The 16,708-nt window shown below is 69.0% G+C and carries 13 protein-coding genes; 5 read left to right on the top strand and 8 right to left on the bottom strand.

What is annotated here, in order from left to right; genetic code table 11:
* Nucleotides 1-129 precede the first annotated feature (129 nt).
* From WS92_RS11080 to WS92_RS11090, 3 genes are read right to left on the bottom strand one after another with little or no spacing between them, the layout of a single operon-like run.
* Nucleotides 130-1,533, bottom strand: a complete 1,404-nt coding sequence (locus tag WS92_RS11080) for an LLM class flavin-dependent oxidoreductase (RefSeq protein ID WP_059930282.1) — start codon at nt 1,531-1,533, stop codon at nt 130-132.
* A 42-nt stretch (nt 1,534-1,575) separates the two neighbouring features.
* Nucleotides 1,576-2,790 (bottom strand): SfnB family sulfur acquisition oxidoreductase, encoded by a 1,215-nt coding sequence (locus tag WS92_RS11085; RefSeq protein WP_059930284.1) that lies wholly within the window; start codon nt 2,788-2,790, stop codon nt 1,576-1,578.
* A gap of 4 nt (nt 2,791-2,794) precedes the next feature.
* Nucleotides 2,795-4,033 carry an SfnB family sulfur acquisition oxidoreductase gene (locus tag WS92_RS11090; protein WP_059930286.1) on the bottom strand — a complete coding sequence of 413 codons (1,239 nt, stop codon included), beginning with the start codon at nt 4,031-4,033 and terminating at the stop codon, nt 2,795-2,797.
* 395 nt (nt 4,034-4,428) lie between these two features.
* On the opposite strand from WS92_RS11090, the gene WS92_RS11095 reads away from it, so the two are divergent.
* A complete protein-coding gene (locus WS92_RS11095; protein ID WP_006027660.1) occupies nt 4,429-4,782 on the top strand; it encodes a DUF3564 family protein in 354 nt (117 codons plus the stop codon).
* A gap of 349 nt (nt 4,783-5,131) precedes the next feature.
* On the opposite strand, the gene WS92_RS11100 is transcribed toward WS92_RS11095, so the two are convergent.
* Nucleotides 5,132-5,530: a nuclear transport factor 2 family protein gene (locus WS92_RS11100; protein WP_059930351.1), complete on the bottom strand. Its 399-nt coding sequence runs from the start codon at nt 5,528-5,530 to the stop codon at nt 5,132-5,134.
* Nucleotides 5,531-5,722: 192 nt separating this feature from the next.
* Nucleotides 5,723-6,712 carry an AraC family transcriptional regulator gene (locus WS92_RS11105; RefSeq protein WP_006027662.1) on the bottom strand — a complete coding sequence of 330 codons (990 nt, stop codon included), beginning with the start codon at nt 6,710-6,712 and terminating at the stop codon, nt 5,723-5,725.
* A 196-nt stretch (nt 6,713-6,908) separates the two neighbouring features.
* Between WS92_RS11105 and WS92_RS11110 the strand changes: the two genes are divergently transcribed.
* The 3 genes from WS92_RS11110 (at nt 6,909) to WS92_RS11120 (ending at nt 10,331) form a co-directional block, all read left to right on the top strand.
* Nucleotides 6,909-7,370, top strand: coding sequence for a (2Fe-2S)-binding protein (locus WS92_RS11110; RefSeq protein WP_009914591.1), 462 nt, complete (start codon nt 6,909-6,911; stop codon nt 7,368-7,370).
* A gap of 2 nt (nt 7,371-7,372) precedes the next feature.
* Entirely contained in the window at nt 7,373-9,601 is a 2,229-nt protein-coding gene (locus WS92_RS11115) for a xanthine dehydrogenase family protein molybdopterin-binding subunit (protein WP_006027664.1), read from the top strand.
* A 319-nt stretch (nt 9,602-9,920) separates the two neighbouring features.
* Nucleotides 9,921-10,331, top strand: coding sequence for a winged helix-turn-helix domain-containing protein (locus WS92_RS11120; protein WP_059930288.1), 411 nt, complete (start codon nt 9,921-9,923; stop codon nt 10,329-10,331).
* Nucleotides 10,332-10,380: 49 nt separating this feature from the next.
* Here the strand turns inward: WS92_RS11120 and asnB are convergent, their stop codons facing one another.
* Nucleotides 10,381-12,351, bottom strand: a complete 1,971-nt coding sequence (gene asnB / locus WS92_RS11125; protein ID WP_059930290.1) for an asparagine synthase (glutamine-hydrolyzing) — start codon at nt 12,349-12,351, stop codon at nt 10,381-10,383.
* A gap of 219 nt (nt 12,352-12,570) precedes the next feature.
* The gene (locus tag WS92_RS11130; RefSeq protein WP_059930292.1) at nt 12,571-13,395 is read right to left on the bottom strand and encodes an autoinducer binding domain-containing protein; all 825 of its coding nucleotides are present in this window, start codon (nt 13,393-13,395) and stop codon (nt 12,571-12,573) included.
* Nucleotides 13,396-13,794: 399 nt separating this feature from the next.
* Here WS92_RS11130 and WS92_RS11135 point away from each other — a divergent pair, with 399 nt between their 5' ends.
* On the top strand, nt 13,795-14,691 hold the full coding sequence (locus WS92_RS11135) for a helix-turn-helix transcriptional regulator (RefSeq protein ID WP_015602631.1): 897 nt from the start codon (nt 13,795-13,797) through the stop codon (nt 14,689-14,691).
* A gap of 286 nt (nt 14,692-14,977) precedes the next feature.
* Here WS92_RS11135 and treA read toward each other — a convergent pair whose 3' ends face one another.
* On the bottom strand, nt 14,978-16,672 hold the full coding sequence (gene treA / locus WS92_RS11140) for an alpha,alpha-trehalase TreA (RefSeq protein WP_059930293.1): 1,695 nt from the start codon (nt 16,670-16,672) through the stop codon (nt 14,978-14,980).
* Nucleotides 16,673-16,708: the final 36 nt, after the last annotated feature.

Raw genomic sequence — 16,708 nt, forward strand, 5'->3', positions numbered from 1 at the left:
ATCGGCGCGGGCGCGCCGGCAACGCAGGCCGGCGGCCGCCGAGCCTCGACTCGACGCCCGGCATCGCGCGCCCGATCATCGTCCTCGGATCGCCGCCGACCGACCGGCGACGCCGCGGACTGCTCGCCGTCACTCCCCCGCTGCGATCCGCTCGGCCGCCGCGTGCTCGCCGCCGACGCGATAGCGCGCGGCCGGATGCGGCGCCGCGAGCCGCGGCCCCGCGCGATGCAGCTTCTCGCGCAGCGTGCCCGGCGCGTAGTCGGTCTGATAGACGCCGCGCCGCTGCAGTTCCGGCACGACGAGCTCGACGACGTCGACGAACGTCTCCGGCGTCACCGCGTACGCGAGGTTGAAGCCGTCGACGTCGGTCTCGTCGACCCACGATTGCAGATCGTCGGCGATCTCGCGCGCGTCGCCGACCGACACCGGCCCGAGTCCGCCGATGCCGCCCCAGCGCGCGATCTCGCGCACGGTCCACTGGCGCGTCGGATCGGCGCTCGACAGCGCCTCGACGGCCGACTGGATCGCATTGCTCTCGACGTGCTCGAGCGGCGCGTCGAGGTCGTATTTCGACAGATCGATCCCGGTCCAGCCGGACATCAGCGCGAGCGCGCCCTCGTCGCTCGCGTAGCGGCGATAGTCGGCGTGCTTCGCGTGCGCGTCGGCCGACGTGCGGCCCGTGATCACCGTGTGCAGGTTGAAGATCAGCACGTCGCGCGGATCGCGGCCGAACTGCTTCACGCGCTCGCGGATGTCGGCGACGAACGCCTTCAGGATCGTGCGCGACGGCGCGGCGACGAAGATGCACTCCGCATGCTGCGCGGCGAAGTCCTTGCCGCGCCGGGAAGCGCCCGCCTGATAGAGCACCGGCGTGCGCTGCGGCGACGGCTCGCACAGATGGATGCCGGGCACGTCGTAATGGCGGCCGCGATGGCCGACCGGATGCACCTTGGACGGCTCGGCGAACACGCGGCGCGCGGCGTCGCGCACGACGGCGTCGTCTTCCCACGAGCCTTCCCACAGCTTGTAGCAGACCTCGAGATACTCGTCGGCGATCGCGTAGCGCTCGTCGTGATTCGTCTGCTGCGGCAGCCCGAGGTTGCGCGCGGCGCTGTCGAGGTACGACGTGACGACGTTCCAGCCGACGCGCCCGCCCGTCAGATGATCGAGCGTCGACATGCGCCGCGCGAACGGATACGGATGCTCATACGACAGCGAGCACGTGACGCCGAAGCCGAGATGCCGCGTCGCGGCCGCCATCGCGGACACGAGCAGGATCGGATCGTTGACGGGCACCTGCGCGCCCTGCCGGATCGCCGCTTCGCCGCTGCCCTGATAGACGTCGTAGATGCCGAGCACGTCGGCGATGAACAGGCCATCGAACTTGCCGCGCTCCAGCAGTTGCGCGAGCCCGGTCCAGTAGCTCAGTTCGCGATAGCGCCACGACTCGTCGCGCGGATGCGCCCAGAGCCCCGGCGACTGATGGCCGACGCAGTTCATGTCGAAGGCGTTGAAACGGATCTGTCGGGTCATGGTGAAGCGTTCTCTCGATTCGGTCGATGCGCAGCTATCGCGTCACAACGCGCCGTGGCGCGGCGGCAGCGCGTCGTTCAGGTAGTAATCGGCGATCGCGATGTATTTCCAGCGCACCGGATCGTGCAGCGTGTGCGTGCGCGCATTGCGCCAGTGGCGATCGAGCGCGTGCTCGGCGAGCGTGCCCTGCGTGCCCGCGAGCTCGACGAGGCGCGACGACGCCGCGAGCGCGATCTCGGTCGTCGCCGCGCGCGCCTTCGCGACCGCGATCGACGCGGCCGCGACCGTGCGCTCGTTCGCATCGTCGATCGCCGCGTCCACGCGCATGCCCGCGCGCTCGGTCAGCGCGCCGGCCGCGTCGAGGTCGACCGCGAGCCTGCCGAAGATCTCGAGCGCGAGCGGATCGTCGCTCGCGCGCGCGACGCCGCTGTCGATCCACGGCCGCGCGCGTTCGCGCACGAAGCGGCGCGCGTCGGCGAACGCGGCGCGCGCGATGCCGAGATCGACGGCCGCGTGCAGCAGTTGGCCGAGCGGGCCGACCGGCGTCGGCTTCGCGTCGAACGCGTCGCTGTACGGCACGACGGCCGATGCGTCGACATACACGTCGTCGAGCCGCGTCGTGCCGCTGCCTGTCGTGCGCTGGCCGAAGCCGTTCCAGTCGTCGTCGACCGTGAGGCCCGGCGCGTGCGCCGGCGCGAACGCGACGTGCAGCCGGTCGTTCGCGTCCTTCGCGACGACCGGAATCCAGTGCGCGAAGAGCGCGCCCGTCGAATAGAACTTGCGGCCGTTGAGCCGGAAGCCCGCGCCGTCGGGCGTGATCGTCGTCCGGTAGTCGCGCACGTGCTTCGTGCCGCGCTCGGACAGCGCGTTGCCGAAGCGCTCGCCCGCGAGCGCGCGCTCGAAGTAGAAGCGCTGCTGCGCGCGCGTGCCGTTCACGCGCAGCACTTCGAGCATGAAGAAATGGTTCTGCGGAATCTGGCCGATCGCGGGATCGGCCTCCGACACGATCGCCGTGACCTCCGCGAGCGTCGCCGCCGACACCGCCGCGCCGCCGAATTCGCGCGGCACCGCGATGCCCCAGAGGCCCGTTGCCGAATACGCGTCGAGCTCAGCGTGCGGCAGGCGGCGCTCGCGATCGCGCGCGGCGGCGTCGGGCGCGATCGTCGCCGCGAACGCGCGGGCCGCGTCGAGCGCGTCGGCGTCGCTCGAAATCCGTCGCGCCGCACGCGCGACGGCCGGTTGCGTGATCGCGTTCATCGGCTCAGTTCCATGCGTGGCGCGCGGGCGCGACGCCGTTCAGATAGTAGTTGCCGACGAGGTGATATTTCCAGCGCACCGGGTCGTGCAGCGTATGCGTGCGCGCGTTGCGCCAGTGGCGGTCGAGGCCGTGCTCGGCGAGCGTCGCCTGCGTGCCGGCGAGCTCGAACAGCTTCTCGCTCGCGAGCAGCGCGATCTCGGTCGTCAACACCTTCGCCTCGCCCACCGCAACCGATGCGCACGCGACGTCGTCCTCGGAGACTTCGCGTTGCGCGGCGAGCGCATCGAGCGTGCGCGCCGCGCGTTCGAGCAGCGCATCGGCCGCGTGCAACTGGATCACGAGGCTGCCCGTCTCGCGAATCGTCAGCGGATCGTCGGCCGCGCGCTCGACGCCGCTGTCGATCCACGGCCGCGAGCGCTCGCGCACGAAGCGCAGCGTGTCGTCGAGCGCCGCGTGCGCGATGCCCGCGTCGATCGCCGCCTGAATGATCTGCGACAGCGGGCCGTTCAGCGTCGGCTGATCCGACACGCGGTGCGCGGCAAACACATGCGACGCCGGCACGCGCACGTTGTCGAGCCTGACCGTGCCGCTCGCGGTCGTCCGCTGGCCGAAGCCCGACCAGTCGTCGATCACCGAGAGCCCGGGCGTGCCCTTCGGAATGTACGCGAGCCAGCCCTTGCGATCGTCGTCGATCCCGAGCACCGGCACGTAATGCGCGAACAGCGCGCCCGTCGAATAGAACTTCGTGCCGTCGACGCGATAGCCGTCGCCGTCGCGAATCACTTTCGTCTTCAGGTCGAGCACGTTCTTCGTGCCCTTCTCCGAGAAGCCGTTACCGAATCGCTTGCCCTTCAGAATCTCGCCGAAGAAGAAGCGCTTCTGCTCGTCGGTGCCCGTGAGCGCGATCACGTCGACGAGGCCGAAGTGGTTCTGCGGCAGTTGGCCGAGCGACGGGTCCGCGGCCGCGACGCGCTTCACGACCTCGGTCAGCGTCACGTGCGACACGCCCGCGCCGCCATACGCCTTCGGCACCGTGATCGCCCAGAGGCCCGATTGCGAGAACCAGTCGATTTCGTCGTAGGGCAGCCTGCGCTCGCGATCGCGCTCGGCCGCGCCTGGCGCGAGCCGCTCGGCGAGCGCGCGCGCGGCGTCGATCGCCTCGGCGTCGCTCGCGATTAGATGCGCGTCTCGCGCGGGCTCGCCGCGCGCGGTTTGGACGGCCGTCTCATAGATCGCGGACATGCGTGTCTCCGTTGAAGAACAAGGGACCAATCTATCAACGGGGCTTGCCGCGACCAACCGATCGATTCGGGAAACGTTATTCCGGACCCCGGAAAATGCGCATCGCACAAGCTGCTTTGGCGACGCGCGCAACCGCGTGCGCGCGGCAAATCGACGCGCCCGATAACGCGATGCAATCGGGCCGACATGACGTGCGTGCGCACGCATCGCTCATGAAAACACCTGATTGCGCAGACAAGCCCGTTCACGGCACGCTATGCGCAACCGTTTCGCACGCGCCGCCCAATGCCGCGCAACGCGATCCGCGTCGATCTTTTTGTGACGCCGCTTGCGTTCCGTGTCAATCCACCTAGACTGAGAAAGCTCACCGGCTAACCTTCGAAAGGAGACGAAGCATGCGCCTCACCATTCGAATCAACGGCAGCGGTTCCTCTGCGCAGCAATTCGCGGTCCTGTGGCTCGACACCGACGAGCAACTGTGGTCGCGCGAAGCGCATCAGGGCATCGATCTGCCGACGTGGGGCAAGGTGAAGGACGTCGAAGGCGCGGTTGCGCTGTGCTCGGCCGACAGCGGCGAAGCGCTGTGCCGGCTGCAAGGGCTGTCGTTCTCGAACGTAGAGCGTTCGTCCGACGAAGAGCATGGCGACGCGGTCCTCGGCGGCGAGAACCCGCAAGGCGCGTGGCGCCTGCAAGCGGTCGATTCGGCGTCGATCCAGCCCGAGCATCAGGGATTCACCGTCGTGCGCTGAGCGCGGCGCACGTGTGGCCGAACTGAGCCGGACGTTGAGCAGCGCGGCTCGCACGCGCGGCCGGTTTCGAATCGGTGCACCGATCGGCAGCGGACCTCCGAACCACCACGACACATCACGTCAAGCATGGCGTTCGCGAAACAGGCGAACGCCGTTTTGTATCGTCGACCCAGTGGCCGGCGCTCGTATGTTCGGCGTTCGTGCGCGCGGCGTGAGCACGGCATGAGCGCGGCGTAGCGATCCCTGATTCGCCCGGCGGGCCGCCGTCAGGCAGCCGCCTGATTTTTTGCGACGCGCGTCGCACGCTTCGGCACGCGCACCACCCTATCCGTTCGCTTGATCGTTTCGCTCAATCGATCCGCTCGACGAGATGCGAGCGATCGTAGGGCGCGGCGTATGGCTCGGGCCAGAACTCGACGATGCGCGCAATCTTCCGATGCACCACCGTGAAGAACGAAATCGCCCGCGCGCGCTGGACGCCGTCCGTGACGGACACGTCGGACACGGCCTCGTGCGCGTCGCCGATCATCCGGCCGATCGTAAACGTCCATGGCCCGTGCGCCGGGTATTCGCTATTCAGCATCGCGAAATTTCGGGCGCCGCGAATGCGCTCGTTCGATTGCGGCCAGTCGAGCACGAAGTCGTCGGCGAGCACCGCCGCGACCGCATGAAAATCGTTCGTGCCCATCAAGCGCCAGAACTCGCGCGCCACGCCGACAGCCGTTTCGAGGTCGGAATTCATTTCGATGTCCGTATTCATGTTCATTGCCTCATTCGCGCCGGAACCGCCGCTTCGCCCGCGTGCGCATCGCGCGCGCACATGCGGGCATGCGCACGATCGCGCGGACCGCATGAGACGAGCGTCCCTCGCCGCGCGCTGCGCATGCCGAACCGAGACCGGTGTCTCACGCCACGCGCCGGCCGCCACTCGCCGCGCGCATCACTCCTGGACGCCCGTCCCGTCGCGGCGCCTCAACTGCACGACGTCGCGCAACGGCGGCGCGCCGAACAGCCGGCTGTACTCGCGGCTGAACTGCGACGGGCTGTCGTACCCGACCCTGAGCGCGACCGAGCCGACGTCGCCGTGCTGGCCGAGCAGCAGCCGGCGCGCCTCGTGCAGCCGCAGTTGCTTTTGATACTGGAGCGGGCTCAGCGTCGTCACGTGCTTGAAGTGATGATGCAGCGACGACACGCTCATGTTCACCTGCTGCGCGAGCGTCTCGACCCTGAGCGGCTCCGCGTAATGATCGCGGAGCCATTCGATCGCGCGCGCGATCCGGTACGTCTGGCTGCCCGCGACCGCGATATGCCGCAGCCGCGCGCCCTGCCCGCTCGTCAGCAGCCGGTACAGCAGTTCCTTTTCGATCAGCGGCGCGAGGATCGGAATGTCGCCTGGAGTATCGAGCAATCGCACGAGCCGCAGCGCCGCGTCGAAGAGCGGCTCGGACAGCGCGCCGACGGCGATCCCCTCGCCCGTCGGCACCGCGTCCGGCGGCGGCATCCGCATCTCGGCCGCGAGTTCGGCGATGCGCTGCACGTCGAGCGCGATCTTCACGCACAGATACGGCGCATCGGCCGACGCGCGCGTGACCTGCGACAGCATCGGCAGATCGACCGACGTGACGAGGCACTGCTGATGATCGTATTCGTATGCCTGCCCCGCGACCGTCACCCGCTTCGCGCCCTGCGCGGCGAACACGAACGCGGCGCGCGTGACGCTGCAGCCGAGGTCGACGGGCGACGAGCAGCGGAAGAACGACAGCGCGGGAATCGCGCTCGGGTGCGCGCCGTCGGCGGGCGCGAAGCGGTCGATCAGCGCGGCGAGCTCGCGGCGCGCGGCCTCGCGCGGCGCGAGCGACGGCAGCCGCGCATCGGCCGGGGGAGACGCCGCGTGCGCGGCGGATTCGAGTGGAGCGTAGCGCTGATCCATCGGCAATGAGCGAGCGTTGGAGTCGTGATCGTAGCAGGCGCGGATGCGGGCGACGCGGCGGCCGCCCACCGCGCTCGGGATTTGCAGGATTGTTCAATATTTTTGCAGGATTGTGTAAACGCAACGGCGGTCCGTCCCTCACACTGCCGGCTATCACCCGGCGCCAAGTCCGGGCATTCCCCCACGGAGATTGTCCATGTCTACCTCGTTTGTGCTGAACGGCAAGAATCTGACGCTGGACGCCGATCCCGCGATGCCGCTCCTCTGGGCGATCCGCGAAGACGCGGGCCTGCACGGCACGAAATTCGGCTGCGGCGCCGCGCAATGCGGCGCGTGCACCGTGCATCTCGAAGGCCAGGCGGTGCGCTCGTGCGTGCTGCCGCTCGCAGCCGTCGCCGGCAAGCGCGTGACGACGGTCGAAGGGCTCGCGAGCAAGCCCGCGAAGGCCGTCCAGGCCGCATGGGTCAAGCTGCAGGTGCCGCAGTGCGGCTACTGCCAGTCCGGCCAGATCATGTCGGCGACCGCGCTCCTCGAACAGAACCCGGCGCCCACCGACGCCGACATCGACGCCGCGATGAACGGCAACATCTGCCGTTGCGCGACCTACACCCGCATCCGCGCCGCGATTCACGAAGCGGCCGCCACCCTGAAGGCCTGACGATGACGACCGACCTCGATCTCCCGAATGCGGTGCGCGCGTCCCGCCGCACATTCCTGAAGGCCGCCGGCGCCGCCGCGGCCGTTGGCCTCACGATCGGCTTCGAATGGCGCGACGCGGGCCGCCCGGCGCTCGCCGCCACCGCCCCCGCCGCCGATGCAGGCGCAGCCGGCGCGTTCGCGCCGAACGCGTTCCTGCGCGTCGCGCCGGACAACAGCGTGACCGTGATCGCGAAGCACGTCGAGATGGGCCAGGGCGCGTACACCGGCATCGCGACGATCGTCGCCGAAGAGCTCGACGCGAACTGGCGCGACGTGCGCGTCGAAAGCGCGCCCGCCGACGCATCGCGCTACGCGAACCTGCAGTTCGGCAAGCTGCAGGGCACGGGCGGCAGCTCGGCGATGGCGAACTCGTGGATGCAGTTGCGCGAGGCGGGCGCGAAGGCGCGCGCGATGCTCGTAGCGGCGGCCGCCGCGCAGTGGAACGTGCCCGCCGCCGAGCTGACGACGGGCGACGGCGCCGTGCGCCATGCGGCGAGCGGCCGCGAGGCGACCTACGGCTCGCTCGCGGCGGCCGCGGCCGCGCTGCCCGTGCCGGAGAAGGTCACGCTGAAGTCGCCGGCTGATTTCCGGCTGATCGGCAAGCCGGTGCCGCGCGTCGACGCGCTCGCGAAATCCGACGGCACCGCGCAGTTCACGATCGACGTGACGATGCCCGGCATGCTCGTCGCGCTGCTGCAGCGCCCGCCCGTCTTCGGCGGCAAGGTGAAGTCGTTCGACGCGAGCGCCGCGAAGGCGGTGCCGGGCGTCGTGTCGGTCGTGCAGGTCGAGCGCGGCGTCGCGGTCGTCGCGAAGGGCTTCTGGGCCGCGAAACAGGGCCGCGACGCGCTGAAGGTCGAATGGGACGATTCGAACGCGGAGAAGCGCAGCTCCGACGCGATCATGCGCGAGTACCGGCAGCTCGCCGAGCGCCCGGGCGCGTCCGCGCGCCGCGACGGCGACGCCGACCACGCGCTCGCCGGCGCGGCGAAGCGGATCTCCGCATCGTACGAGTTTCCGTATCTCGCGCACGCGCCGATGGAGCCGCTCGACGCGGTCGTCAAGCTGACGGCCGACAGTTGTGAGATCTGGGCGGGCGATCAGTTCCAGACGATCGACCAGGGCAACGCGGCGCGCGTCGCGGGGCTCGATCCGTCGCAGGTCAGGATTCATACTCTGTATGCGGGCGGCAGCTTCGGCCGGCGCGCGAACGCGTGGTCGGACTATGTCGTCGAGGCCGTGTCGATCGCGAAGGCGCTCGGCGCGAACGGCACGCCCGTCAAGCTGCAATGGACGCGCGAGGACGACATCCACGGCGGCCTCTATCGTCCGATGTACTTCCACAAGCTCGACGCGGCGCTTTCGAAGGACGGCAAGCTCGTCGGCTGGCGGCATCGGATCGTCGGCCAGTCGATCCTCGCCGGCACGCCGTTCGAGGCGGTGATGGTGAAGAACGGGATCGACCAGACGTCGGTCGAGGGCGCGGCGAACCTGCCGTATGCGATTCCGAACGTATCGGTCGAGCTGACGACGACGAAGGCCGGCGTGCCGGTGCTGTGGTGGCGCGTCGTCGGCAGCTCGCACACCGCGTATGCGGTCGAAGCGTTCGTCGACGAGGCCGCGCACGCGGCGGGCAAGGACCCGTACCTGTTCCGCCGCGACCTGCTCGCGCACGCGCCGCGCCTGAAGGCCGTGCTCGAGCTCGCCGCCGGGAAGGCCGGCTGGGACCCGGCAAAGCCGCTGCCGAAGGGCCGCGGACGTGGGATCGCGGTCGCCGAGGCGTTCAGGAGCTACGTCGCGCAGGTCGCCGAGGTGTCGGTGGACGAGCACGGCGCCGTGAAGGTCGAGCGCGTCGTCTGCGCGGTCGACTGCGGCACCGCGATCAATCCGGACGTGATCGCCGCGCAGATGGAAGGCGGCATCGGCTTCGGGCTCGGCGCGGTGCTGCACGGCGCGATCACGCTAAAGGACGGCAAGGTCGAGCAGAACAACTTCGACGGCTACCGCGTGCTGCGGATCGCCGAGATGCCGAAGGTCGAGGTGCACATCGTGCCGTCGGGCGAGGCGCCGACGGGCGTCGGCGAGCCGGGCGTCGCGCCGATCGGCCCCGCCGTCGCGAACGCGATCTTCGCGGCGACGGGCAAGCGGCACTACGCGCTGCCGTTCCCGGCCGCCGGAGAAGCGGCGGCTTGACGGGCGGGGGGCGATGGGCGATGGGCGGCGCCCGCCGCCCGCCCCAATCGCTCCGCCGCACGTTACGTCGCCGGTCGCACAGACGTAACGCAAACGTCCGTGCTACGTAACACACCTTCAAACGGTTTCAGATTGTTACATTTCCGGCGCTACCGCAGGCCACGCGCCGCCACCCGAAAACGCTTTCGATTCATGCACTTGAGCGATAAAAAAGACCTTTGATGCCGTTTGACCGCTGCATCTCGCCAGCCTGGCCCGACACTTGCAGTAACGCTCCTCGTGCCGTTCGCCCATTCATCTGCGAATCACGAGGATCATCATGGATTGCAAGTATCTGTACATCGACAACATCAAGATCAACTTCGTCCGCCGCATCATCGAGATCGACGGCGAGCCAGTCAGCCTGACCCCGCGCGAATTCGACGTCGTCGAATTCCTGCTCGACAACATGAACAAGGTCGTGTCGCGCCAGGCGATCCAGGAAGCGGTGTGGGGCCGCGAGCTCGCGGTGTCGTCGCGCACGCTCGACACGCACGTGTCGCGCATCCGCTCGAAGCTCGGCCTCGATTTCGACAAGAACATGCGGATCATTCCGGTCTATTCGATCGGCTACCGGCTCGTGCTGTTCGGCACGGCGACGACGCGCGTCGAGCCGCACGACGAGCAGCACGCGCCGCTCGCCCGTCCGGCCGCCGCGCCGCACCTCGCGCTCGTCGCCGAATACCACTGAACGCGGCGCGCGCCGCCGCGCGAAACGCGTTCGTTCGCGCGGCGGCGGCCTACCCGGCGCGCTGCCGCTCGAGCCACGCCTGGAACATCAGCACCGTCCAGAGCGGATGCTGCCAGTTCATCCGGCCCGACTGGTGCTGGCGCCACAGCCGCTCGACGCGCGTCGCGTCGAGATAGCCTTCGTCGCGCAGGCGCGCGGGGCGCAGCAGCTCCGCCGCCCAGTCGCTCAGCTCGCCGCGCAGCCACGCGCCGACGGGCGCGCAGAAGCCCTGCTTCGGCCGGTCGATCAGCGGCCGCGGCACGTAGCGGTACAGCAGCTTGCGCAGCAGCCACTTGTCCTGCCCGTCCGGGATGCGCAGCGCCTCCGGCAGCCGCCACGCGAACTCGACGACGCGATGATCGAGAAACGGCATCCGCGTCTCGAGGCTCACCGCCATCGCCGCGCGGTCGACCTTCGTCAGGATGTCGGTGGGCAGGTACGTGAGCGTGTCGACGGCCATCGCCTGCTCGGCGAACGAGAGCCCGGCGGGCCACGCGCCCGGCGTGTCGATCAGCGTCTGCGGCTCGTGCCCCGCGAGCGTGAAGCGCTCCGGATGATGGACCGACGACATCAGCAGCCGGTACAGCGACGTGCGGCTGTCGGCCGTCATCACGTTCGCGAGCTTGTGCAGGCGGTCGCCGACGCGCGGCGACGCGTCGCGCTGCGCGGACCCGCTCCATACGCCCTGCACGAGCGCGGCGATCTGGTCCGCATGGTCGGGCCGCAGCGCGTGCAGCGCGGCCGCGATCCGCATCCGCACCGCGGCCGGCACGCGGCGCAGCCGCCCCCACAGGCGCGGCGTCAGGAAATAGCGCGTGTAGCCGCCGAACAGCTCGTCGCCGCCGTCGCCCGACAGGCTCACCTTCACATGGCGGCGCGTGAGCTCGGAGACGAGCAGCGTCGGAATCTGCGACGAATCGGCGAACGGCTCGTCATAGACGGACGGCATGCGCGGGACCATCGCGAGCACGTCGGACGGCTTCACGTAGAGCTCGGTGTGCGACGTGCCGAGATGCCGCGCGACTGCCTTCGCATAGCCCGCCTCGTCGTAGCCCGCCTCGTGGAAGCCGATCGTGAACGTCTGCACCGGCTGCGCGGTCTGCGTCTGCATCAGCGCGACGATCACCGACGAATCGACGCCGCCCGACAGGAACGCGCCGAGCGGCACGTCGGCGACCGACTGTTCGGCGATCGCGTCGCGCAGCACGTGATCGAGCTGCGCGACCGCGGCGTTCGCATCGCCGTCGAACGGATTCGCGCGGCCCGCGGCGATCACGCGCTCGAGCGACCAGTAGCGGCGCGGCGCGGGCTCGTCGGCCACGTCCTCGAGCTGCACGCAGGTGCCTGGCGGCAGCTTGCGAATGCCTTCGTAGATCGTGTACGGCGCGGGCACGCTCGCGTGGCGCAGATACAGGCACAGCGCGTCGCGGTCGATCGGATGCGCGTCGAAGCCGGGAAAACGCCGCAGCGCCTTCAGCTCGGAGCCGAACACGAACGAGCCGCCGATGCGCCCGTAATAGAGCGGCTTCTCGCCGACGCGATCGCGCGCGAGCGTGAGCACGCGCGATTCGCGGTTCCACAGCGCGAGCGCGAACATTCCGGCCGCCTTTTGCAGCGCGCGATCGATCCCCCACGCGGAGAACGCCGCGAGCAATACTTCGCTATCCGAATGACCGCGCCACTCGGGCGCGCGATGCTCGCGCTCCAGCTCGCGGCGCAACTCGCGAAAGTTGTAGATCTCGCCGTTGAACGTCATCGCGTAGCGGCCGCACGCAGACAGCATCGGCTGATGCCCGTGCTCGGACAAATCGACGATCGACAGGCGCCGATGGCCGAGCGCGACGCCCGCGTCGGGATCAATCCACAAACCGGTATCGTCCGGGCCGCGATGCGCGAGACTGTCCGTCATTCGCGCGAGGGTCGCGCGGGCTGTCTCCGGTGCACATGCAACAGGGCCAACGAAGCCGCTGATTCCGCACATGACGAATTTCTCGTTCGAATGGTGAAAAAGGGTATGGCCTGACGAGCGGCCGGCGCCCGTCGGTTGGGCGCATATTACGAAGAAAATATTCGTCAATTAATCCGGCTTGCGGCGGACATTTTTTTATAGTGAAAAATTAATTCGCCCGTAAACGGTTTTGTATACGATGCGCCAGTCTGTTGCGCCGCATCATCCAACTTGCGTCCGATGCACGCTTCGTCATCCGCGCAAGCGCCGCGCCGCAAGATACGCGAGCTGCGCGCGGTTGCGCGCATTGAAGCGTTTTTCGAGCATGCGGATCTGCGCGCCGACGCGATGCAGCGACGTGCTGAGCGCGTTCGCGATTTCCTGATCGGACAGGCCGTGCACGAGCCGCTCGAGCACCGCCGCCTCGTCGTTCTCGAGCACGAACGCGCGCGCGCCGCCGACGCGCGCATCGAGATGCGGCTGCGCGGCGCGATGCAAGTCGAGGCTGAGCGCGAGCGCGCAGCCGATCACCCGATCGTCGAGCGAACCGTCGTGCGCCTCCGACGCGAGGCTCACCACGACGCGCAGATCGAGATGCGGCACCGGCCAGCAGAAGATCACGCCGCTGTGCATTGCATGCGCACGCAACGAATTCACGAGCGCGTGCATGCGCCGCTCGCCCGTGCGGCGCGCATGTGCGTCGAGCTCGTCGAGCCGCCACGCGATCGGCGAAACGCCCTGCCGCCATTCGGCGAAGCGCGGATCGACTTCGAACAGCCGGCCTTCGACGTACGCGCGCAAGAACGACACGGGCGCGAAATCGCGCAACAGATATGCGGCGAGCATCTGCTGGCCGATCAGCTCGAACGCGCCGTAGCAGAGCGTCGTGAAGCCGACCGCGCGCAGGCGCGCATCGCAGTTCGCGACGTCGAACGCCGCGCGACGCGGCCCATCGGGCAATACGGCGAACGAGGAAACGGGAGGATGCGTGTCGCGCGGGGCGAATCCGCCGCGCGATGCGGCGAGCTCGGCATGCGAAAACCATTCGATGCGCGGCGCGCTGTCAGCAATTGTCATGGGGGAAAGCCGGCTTCTTGTGTTCGTGATGCTGTTGCGCAGGAACCCCGGCAAGCAAGTGGTCTTTGATTCGCGCTTTCGTCTCGCTGCCGAGCGCGGTTAGTATTACAAGATATTACGCGCAAGCGTGCCGCTTTGTACAATGCCTTCGCTCGCGACTCGGGCGCGGCGCGCGACGTCTCGATGCCGGATGCGAATGCGCGTTGGCGACGCGCGCGACGGAGCGCACCCGCGCCGCAGACGCAGCAAGCGCGAACGTGAACGCGCTCGTCGCAGCCGCTCGCGTCGCGAGCGAGCAGGCCGCATACGCGTTCGTCACGAGCGTACACGTTGCGATCGCACACCGCGTCCGTCCGTTCGATCGAACGGCACCGGACCACCGCCGCGAGGTTTTTCGTCATGTCGGACATTGCAGTGCAGGAAGTCGCCGCCGTCGCGGCAGTCGCGCGTCCCGTGTCGCACGTGAATCCGGGCGGCACGACGCGCGACGCGCAGACGATCGACGTCGTCTGGTGCGGCCACGCGAGACGCGCGGCCGACGCCGAGCCGCGCTTCGCGCCGCGCCTGGGCGTCGCGGAAATGCTCGCGAGCGCGCGCGGCACCGCCGAGTGCGGCCGCATCGCGACAAGCCTGCTGCGGCTGATGGGCTTCGCGACGTTCGCCTATTTCGCGCTCGAGTTCACGCGCGACGCCGCCGAATGCCTGTACCTGCACGAAGCGTTCACGCCTGCCGCGTATCGCGGCGATTACGTGCGCCGCCGCCATCACGACATCGATCCGCGGATGCTCGGCACGCGCGCGTCGAGCATGCCCGTCGTCTGGGATCTGCGGCAGCTCGCGCGCGATCACGCGGCGCACGGCTCGAATGCGGATGCGCTCGACGGCTTCCTGCGCGTGATGCACGACGACGACATGTGCAGCGGCGTGATGTATTCGATGCCCGTGCCGGGCACGCGCGTGCATGCGTTCGCGAGCTTCACCGCGCCGCGCCGCTCGCGCGACTGGATCTCGTCGACGACGCTCGAGCAGGTGCTGTCGCTCGGTTTGTCCGTGCACCGGTTCGCGGCGCCGCAGTTGATCGCGTCGGCGCGCGAGCGCGCGGCCGAGCGCCTCACGCCGTTCGAGCGCGAATTGCTCGTCGGCATCGCCGAAGGCGCATCCGACAAGGAGATCGGCCGGCGGCTCGACACCAGCGCGCACAACGTCGACTACCATCTGCGCAAGCTGCGCAAACGCTTCGGCGTCGCGAACCGGATTCAGTTGACTTATTTCGCGTCGGCGCGCGGGCTGATCTGATGCGCGCTGATGCGCGCGATCGCGCACGGCGTCAGGCCGCGCGCAATCGCGTTCGGGAAAGCCGCCGCCGCGAATCGGGGACAGCGGCGACCGCGACGAACAACAGGCGGCGCGCCCGAACGGCGAGCAGAACGCGAACGCAACCGGGCGCGGCGAAGCGCGCTCCGTCGACGACGATCGCGAGGCGTCGCCCGGCATCGGCTCGCCGATAATCGTTGCGCTCGCAACCAACGGATGCAGCGCAAGCGGCTCGCCGCCGCCCGCGCCCTACCCGTCGCGTCGCGCGTCAGCCGCCGTACAGGTCGAGCAGCTTGAGCGTCACGCCGTTGGTCCAGCCGAAGCCGTCCTGCAGCGGATATTCGCCGCCGCCTCCGCCACCCGTGCCCGCGCCTTCGACGATGTACTTCTCGACGAGCTTGCCCTGCGCCGCGTACACGCCCTTCACGTCCGCGAGAAAACGCGTGCCGATGTCGTTCGCGAGCGACTTCTCGCCATAGTGCTGCAACCCGACGAGCGCGATCCAGTGCAGCGGAGCCCAGCCGTTAGGTGCGTCCCATTGCTGCGTCGTATCGTAAGCCGTCGTCGCGAGCCCGCCCGGCTTGAGCAGCGTCTTCTGCACATTCTTCGCGGTCTGCTTCGCGCGCTCCGGCCACGCGACGCCCGCGAACAACGGATACAGCGCCGCCGCCGTCAGGTTCTCGCGCGGCAAGCCGCGCTTCCAGTCGTAGTCGCCGTAATAGCCGTTGCGGTTCCACAGGTAGCGATTGATCGCGACCGCGCGCTTGCCGGCGCGGCCGGCGAACTCGGCGACGCACGCGAAATCGCGCGTCACCGCGCAGCCCTTCACGATCGTCGTCTCGAGGTTGAACATCAGGCTGTTCAGGTCGACGGGCACGATCGCGGTCGTGCGGATCGTCGCGAGCGTGCGGCTGTCGCCGAACCAGCGCGAGCTGAAGTCCCAGCCGCTCTCGGCCGCCGCGCGCAGGTCGCGCCACACTTCCGGCGCCGGCCGGCCGCTCGCCTGCCGCGCGGTCTTCACGTCTTCGAGATACGACTCGTCGCGCGGCGTGTCGCTCGCGTCCCAGTAGCGGTTCAGCACCGAGCCGTCCGGCATCGCGACGACGTTGCGCGTCGCCTGGCCGCGCGGCGTCGTGCGCTCGCCCTGCATCCAGTACGCGTATTCCTTGCGCAGCGCGGGCAGGTACTTCTGATAGACGCGATTGCCCTCGGCCTTCGCCGCGAGCGTCACCATGTACGCGAAGAACGGCGGCTGCGAGCGGCTCACGTAATAGCTGCGGTTGCCGTTCGGCACGTGGCCGACGGTATCGATCAGGTACGCGAAGTTGTCGAGCATGTCGTCGACGAGATCTTCTCGGCCCGCCTCCTGCAAGCCGAGCATCGTGAAGTACGTGTCCCAGTAATAGCCCTCGCGGAAGCGCCCGCCCGGTACCACGTACGGTTTCGGCAGCGCAATCAGCGAGCTGTACGGCGGCACGGTCGCCGTCGTGCGCGTGAGCTTCGGCCACAGCCAGTCGATGTGCTCGCGCAGCGTCTGGTTCGGCGGCGGCGTCACCGACTGATCCGACGGCGGCGTGAAGAACTGCGCGACGAACGCCTTCAGCGAGAAGCCGGGCTGGCCCTTCTGCTGCTGGTACAACTGGACGATCGTCGCGGGATCGGCGTTCGGCGTCGAATCGACGAAGGTCTTCTGGTCTTCGAAGATCTGCGCGGTTTGCACCGCAACAAAGAGATCGCCGTAGAGCTGGCTCGGCGGCGGCGGAATCGACGCGGCGCTCGGCGCGGAAGCGGCGCTCGACACGGCCGCGGATGCAGGCGCAGGCGACGAGTCGGCGCGCGCGAGCGTCGCGCTCGTGCAGCCGATACCGGCCGCGGCGACGAGCGCGACCCACGCGGGCGCGTTCAGCAGGCGACGATAGAACGGACTTTCAACATGAAGCGGGCGACGCCGCGGCGTGACCATATCTCCTCCTCCCGTTTTCGAGATGAACGGCAATAC

The sequence above is a fragment of the Burkholderia sp. MSMB1588 genome, assembly GCF_001546925.1.
In the GTDB taxonomy this organism is placed as follows: domain Bacteria; phylum Pseudomonadota; class Gammaproteobacteria; order Burkholderiales; family Burkholderiaceae; genus Burkholderia; species Burkholderia humptydooensis.

What these genes read in the sequence shown, in the direction of transcription:
- WS92_RS11120 (WP_059930288.1), top strand. Translation starts at nt 9,921, where the DNA reads ATGGATTGCAAGTATCTGTACATCGACAACATCAAGATCAACTTCGTC.
- treA (WP_059930293.1), bottom strand. Translation starts at nt 16,672, where the DNA reads ATGGTCACGCCGCGGCGTCGCCCGCTTCATGTTGAAAGTCCGTTCTAT.
- WS92_RS11080 (WP_059930282.1), bottom strand. Translation starts at nt 1,533, where the DNA reads ATGACCCGACAGATCCGTTTCAACGCCTTCGACATGAACTGCGTCGGC.
- WS92_RS11115 (WP_006027664.1), top strand. Translation starts at nt 7,373, where the DNA reads ATGACGACCGACCTCGATCTCCCGAATGCGGTGCGCGCGTCCCGCCGC.
- WS92_RS11110 (WP_009914591.1), top strand. Translation starts at nt 6,909, where the DNA reads ATGTCTACCTCGTTTGTGCTGAACGGCAAGAATCTGACGCTGGACGCC.
- WS92_RS11130 (WP_059930292.1), bottom strand. Translation starts at nt 13,395, where the DNA reads ATGACAATTGCTGACAGCGCGCCGCGCATCGAATGGTTTTCGCATGCC.
- WS92_RS11135 (WP_015602631.1), top strand. Translation starts at nt 13,795, where the DNA reads ATGTCGGACATTGCAGTGCAGGAAGTCGCCGCCGTCGCGGCAGTCGCG.
- WS92_RS11105 (WP_006027662.1), bottom strand. Translation starts at nt 6,712, where the DNA reads ATGGATCAGCGCTACGCTCCACTCGAATCCGCCGCGCACGCGGCGTCT.
- WS92_RS11090 (WP_059930286.1), bottom strand. Translation starts at nt 4,033, where the DNA reads ATGTCCGCGATCTATGAGACGGCCGTCCAAACCGCGCGCGGCGAGCCC.
- asnB (WP_059930290.1), bottom strand. Translation starts at nt 12,351, where the DNA reads ATGTGCGGAATCAGCGGCTTCGTTGGCCCTGTTGCATGTGCACCGGAG.
- WS92_RS11085 (WP_059930284.1), bottom strand. Translation starts at nt 2,790, where the DNA reads ATGAACGCGATCACGCAACCGGCCGTCGCGCGTGCGGCGCGACGGATT.
- WS92_RS11095 (WP_006027660.1), top strand. Translation starts at nt 4,429, where the DNA reads ATGCGCCTCACCATTCGAATCAACGGCAGCGGTTCCTCTGCGCAGCAA.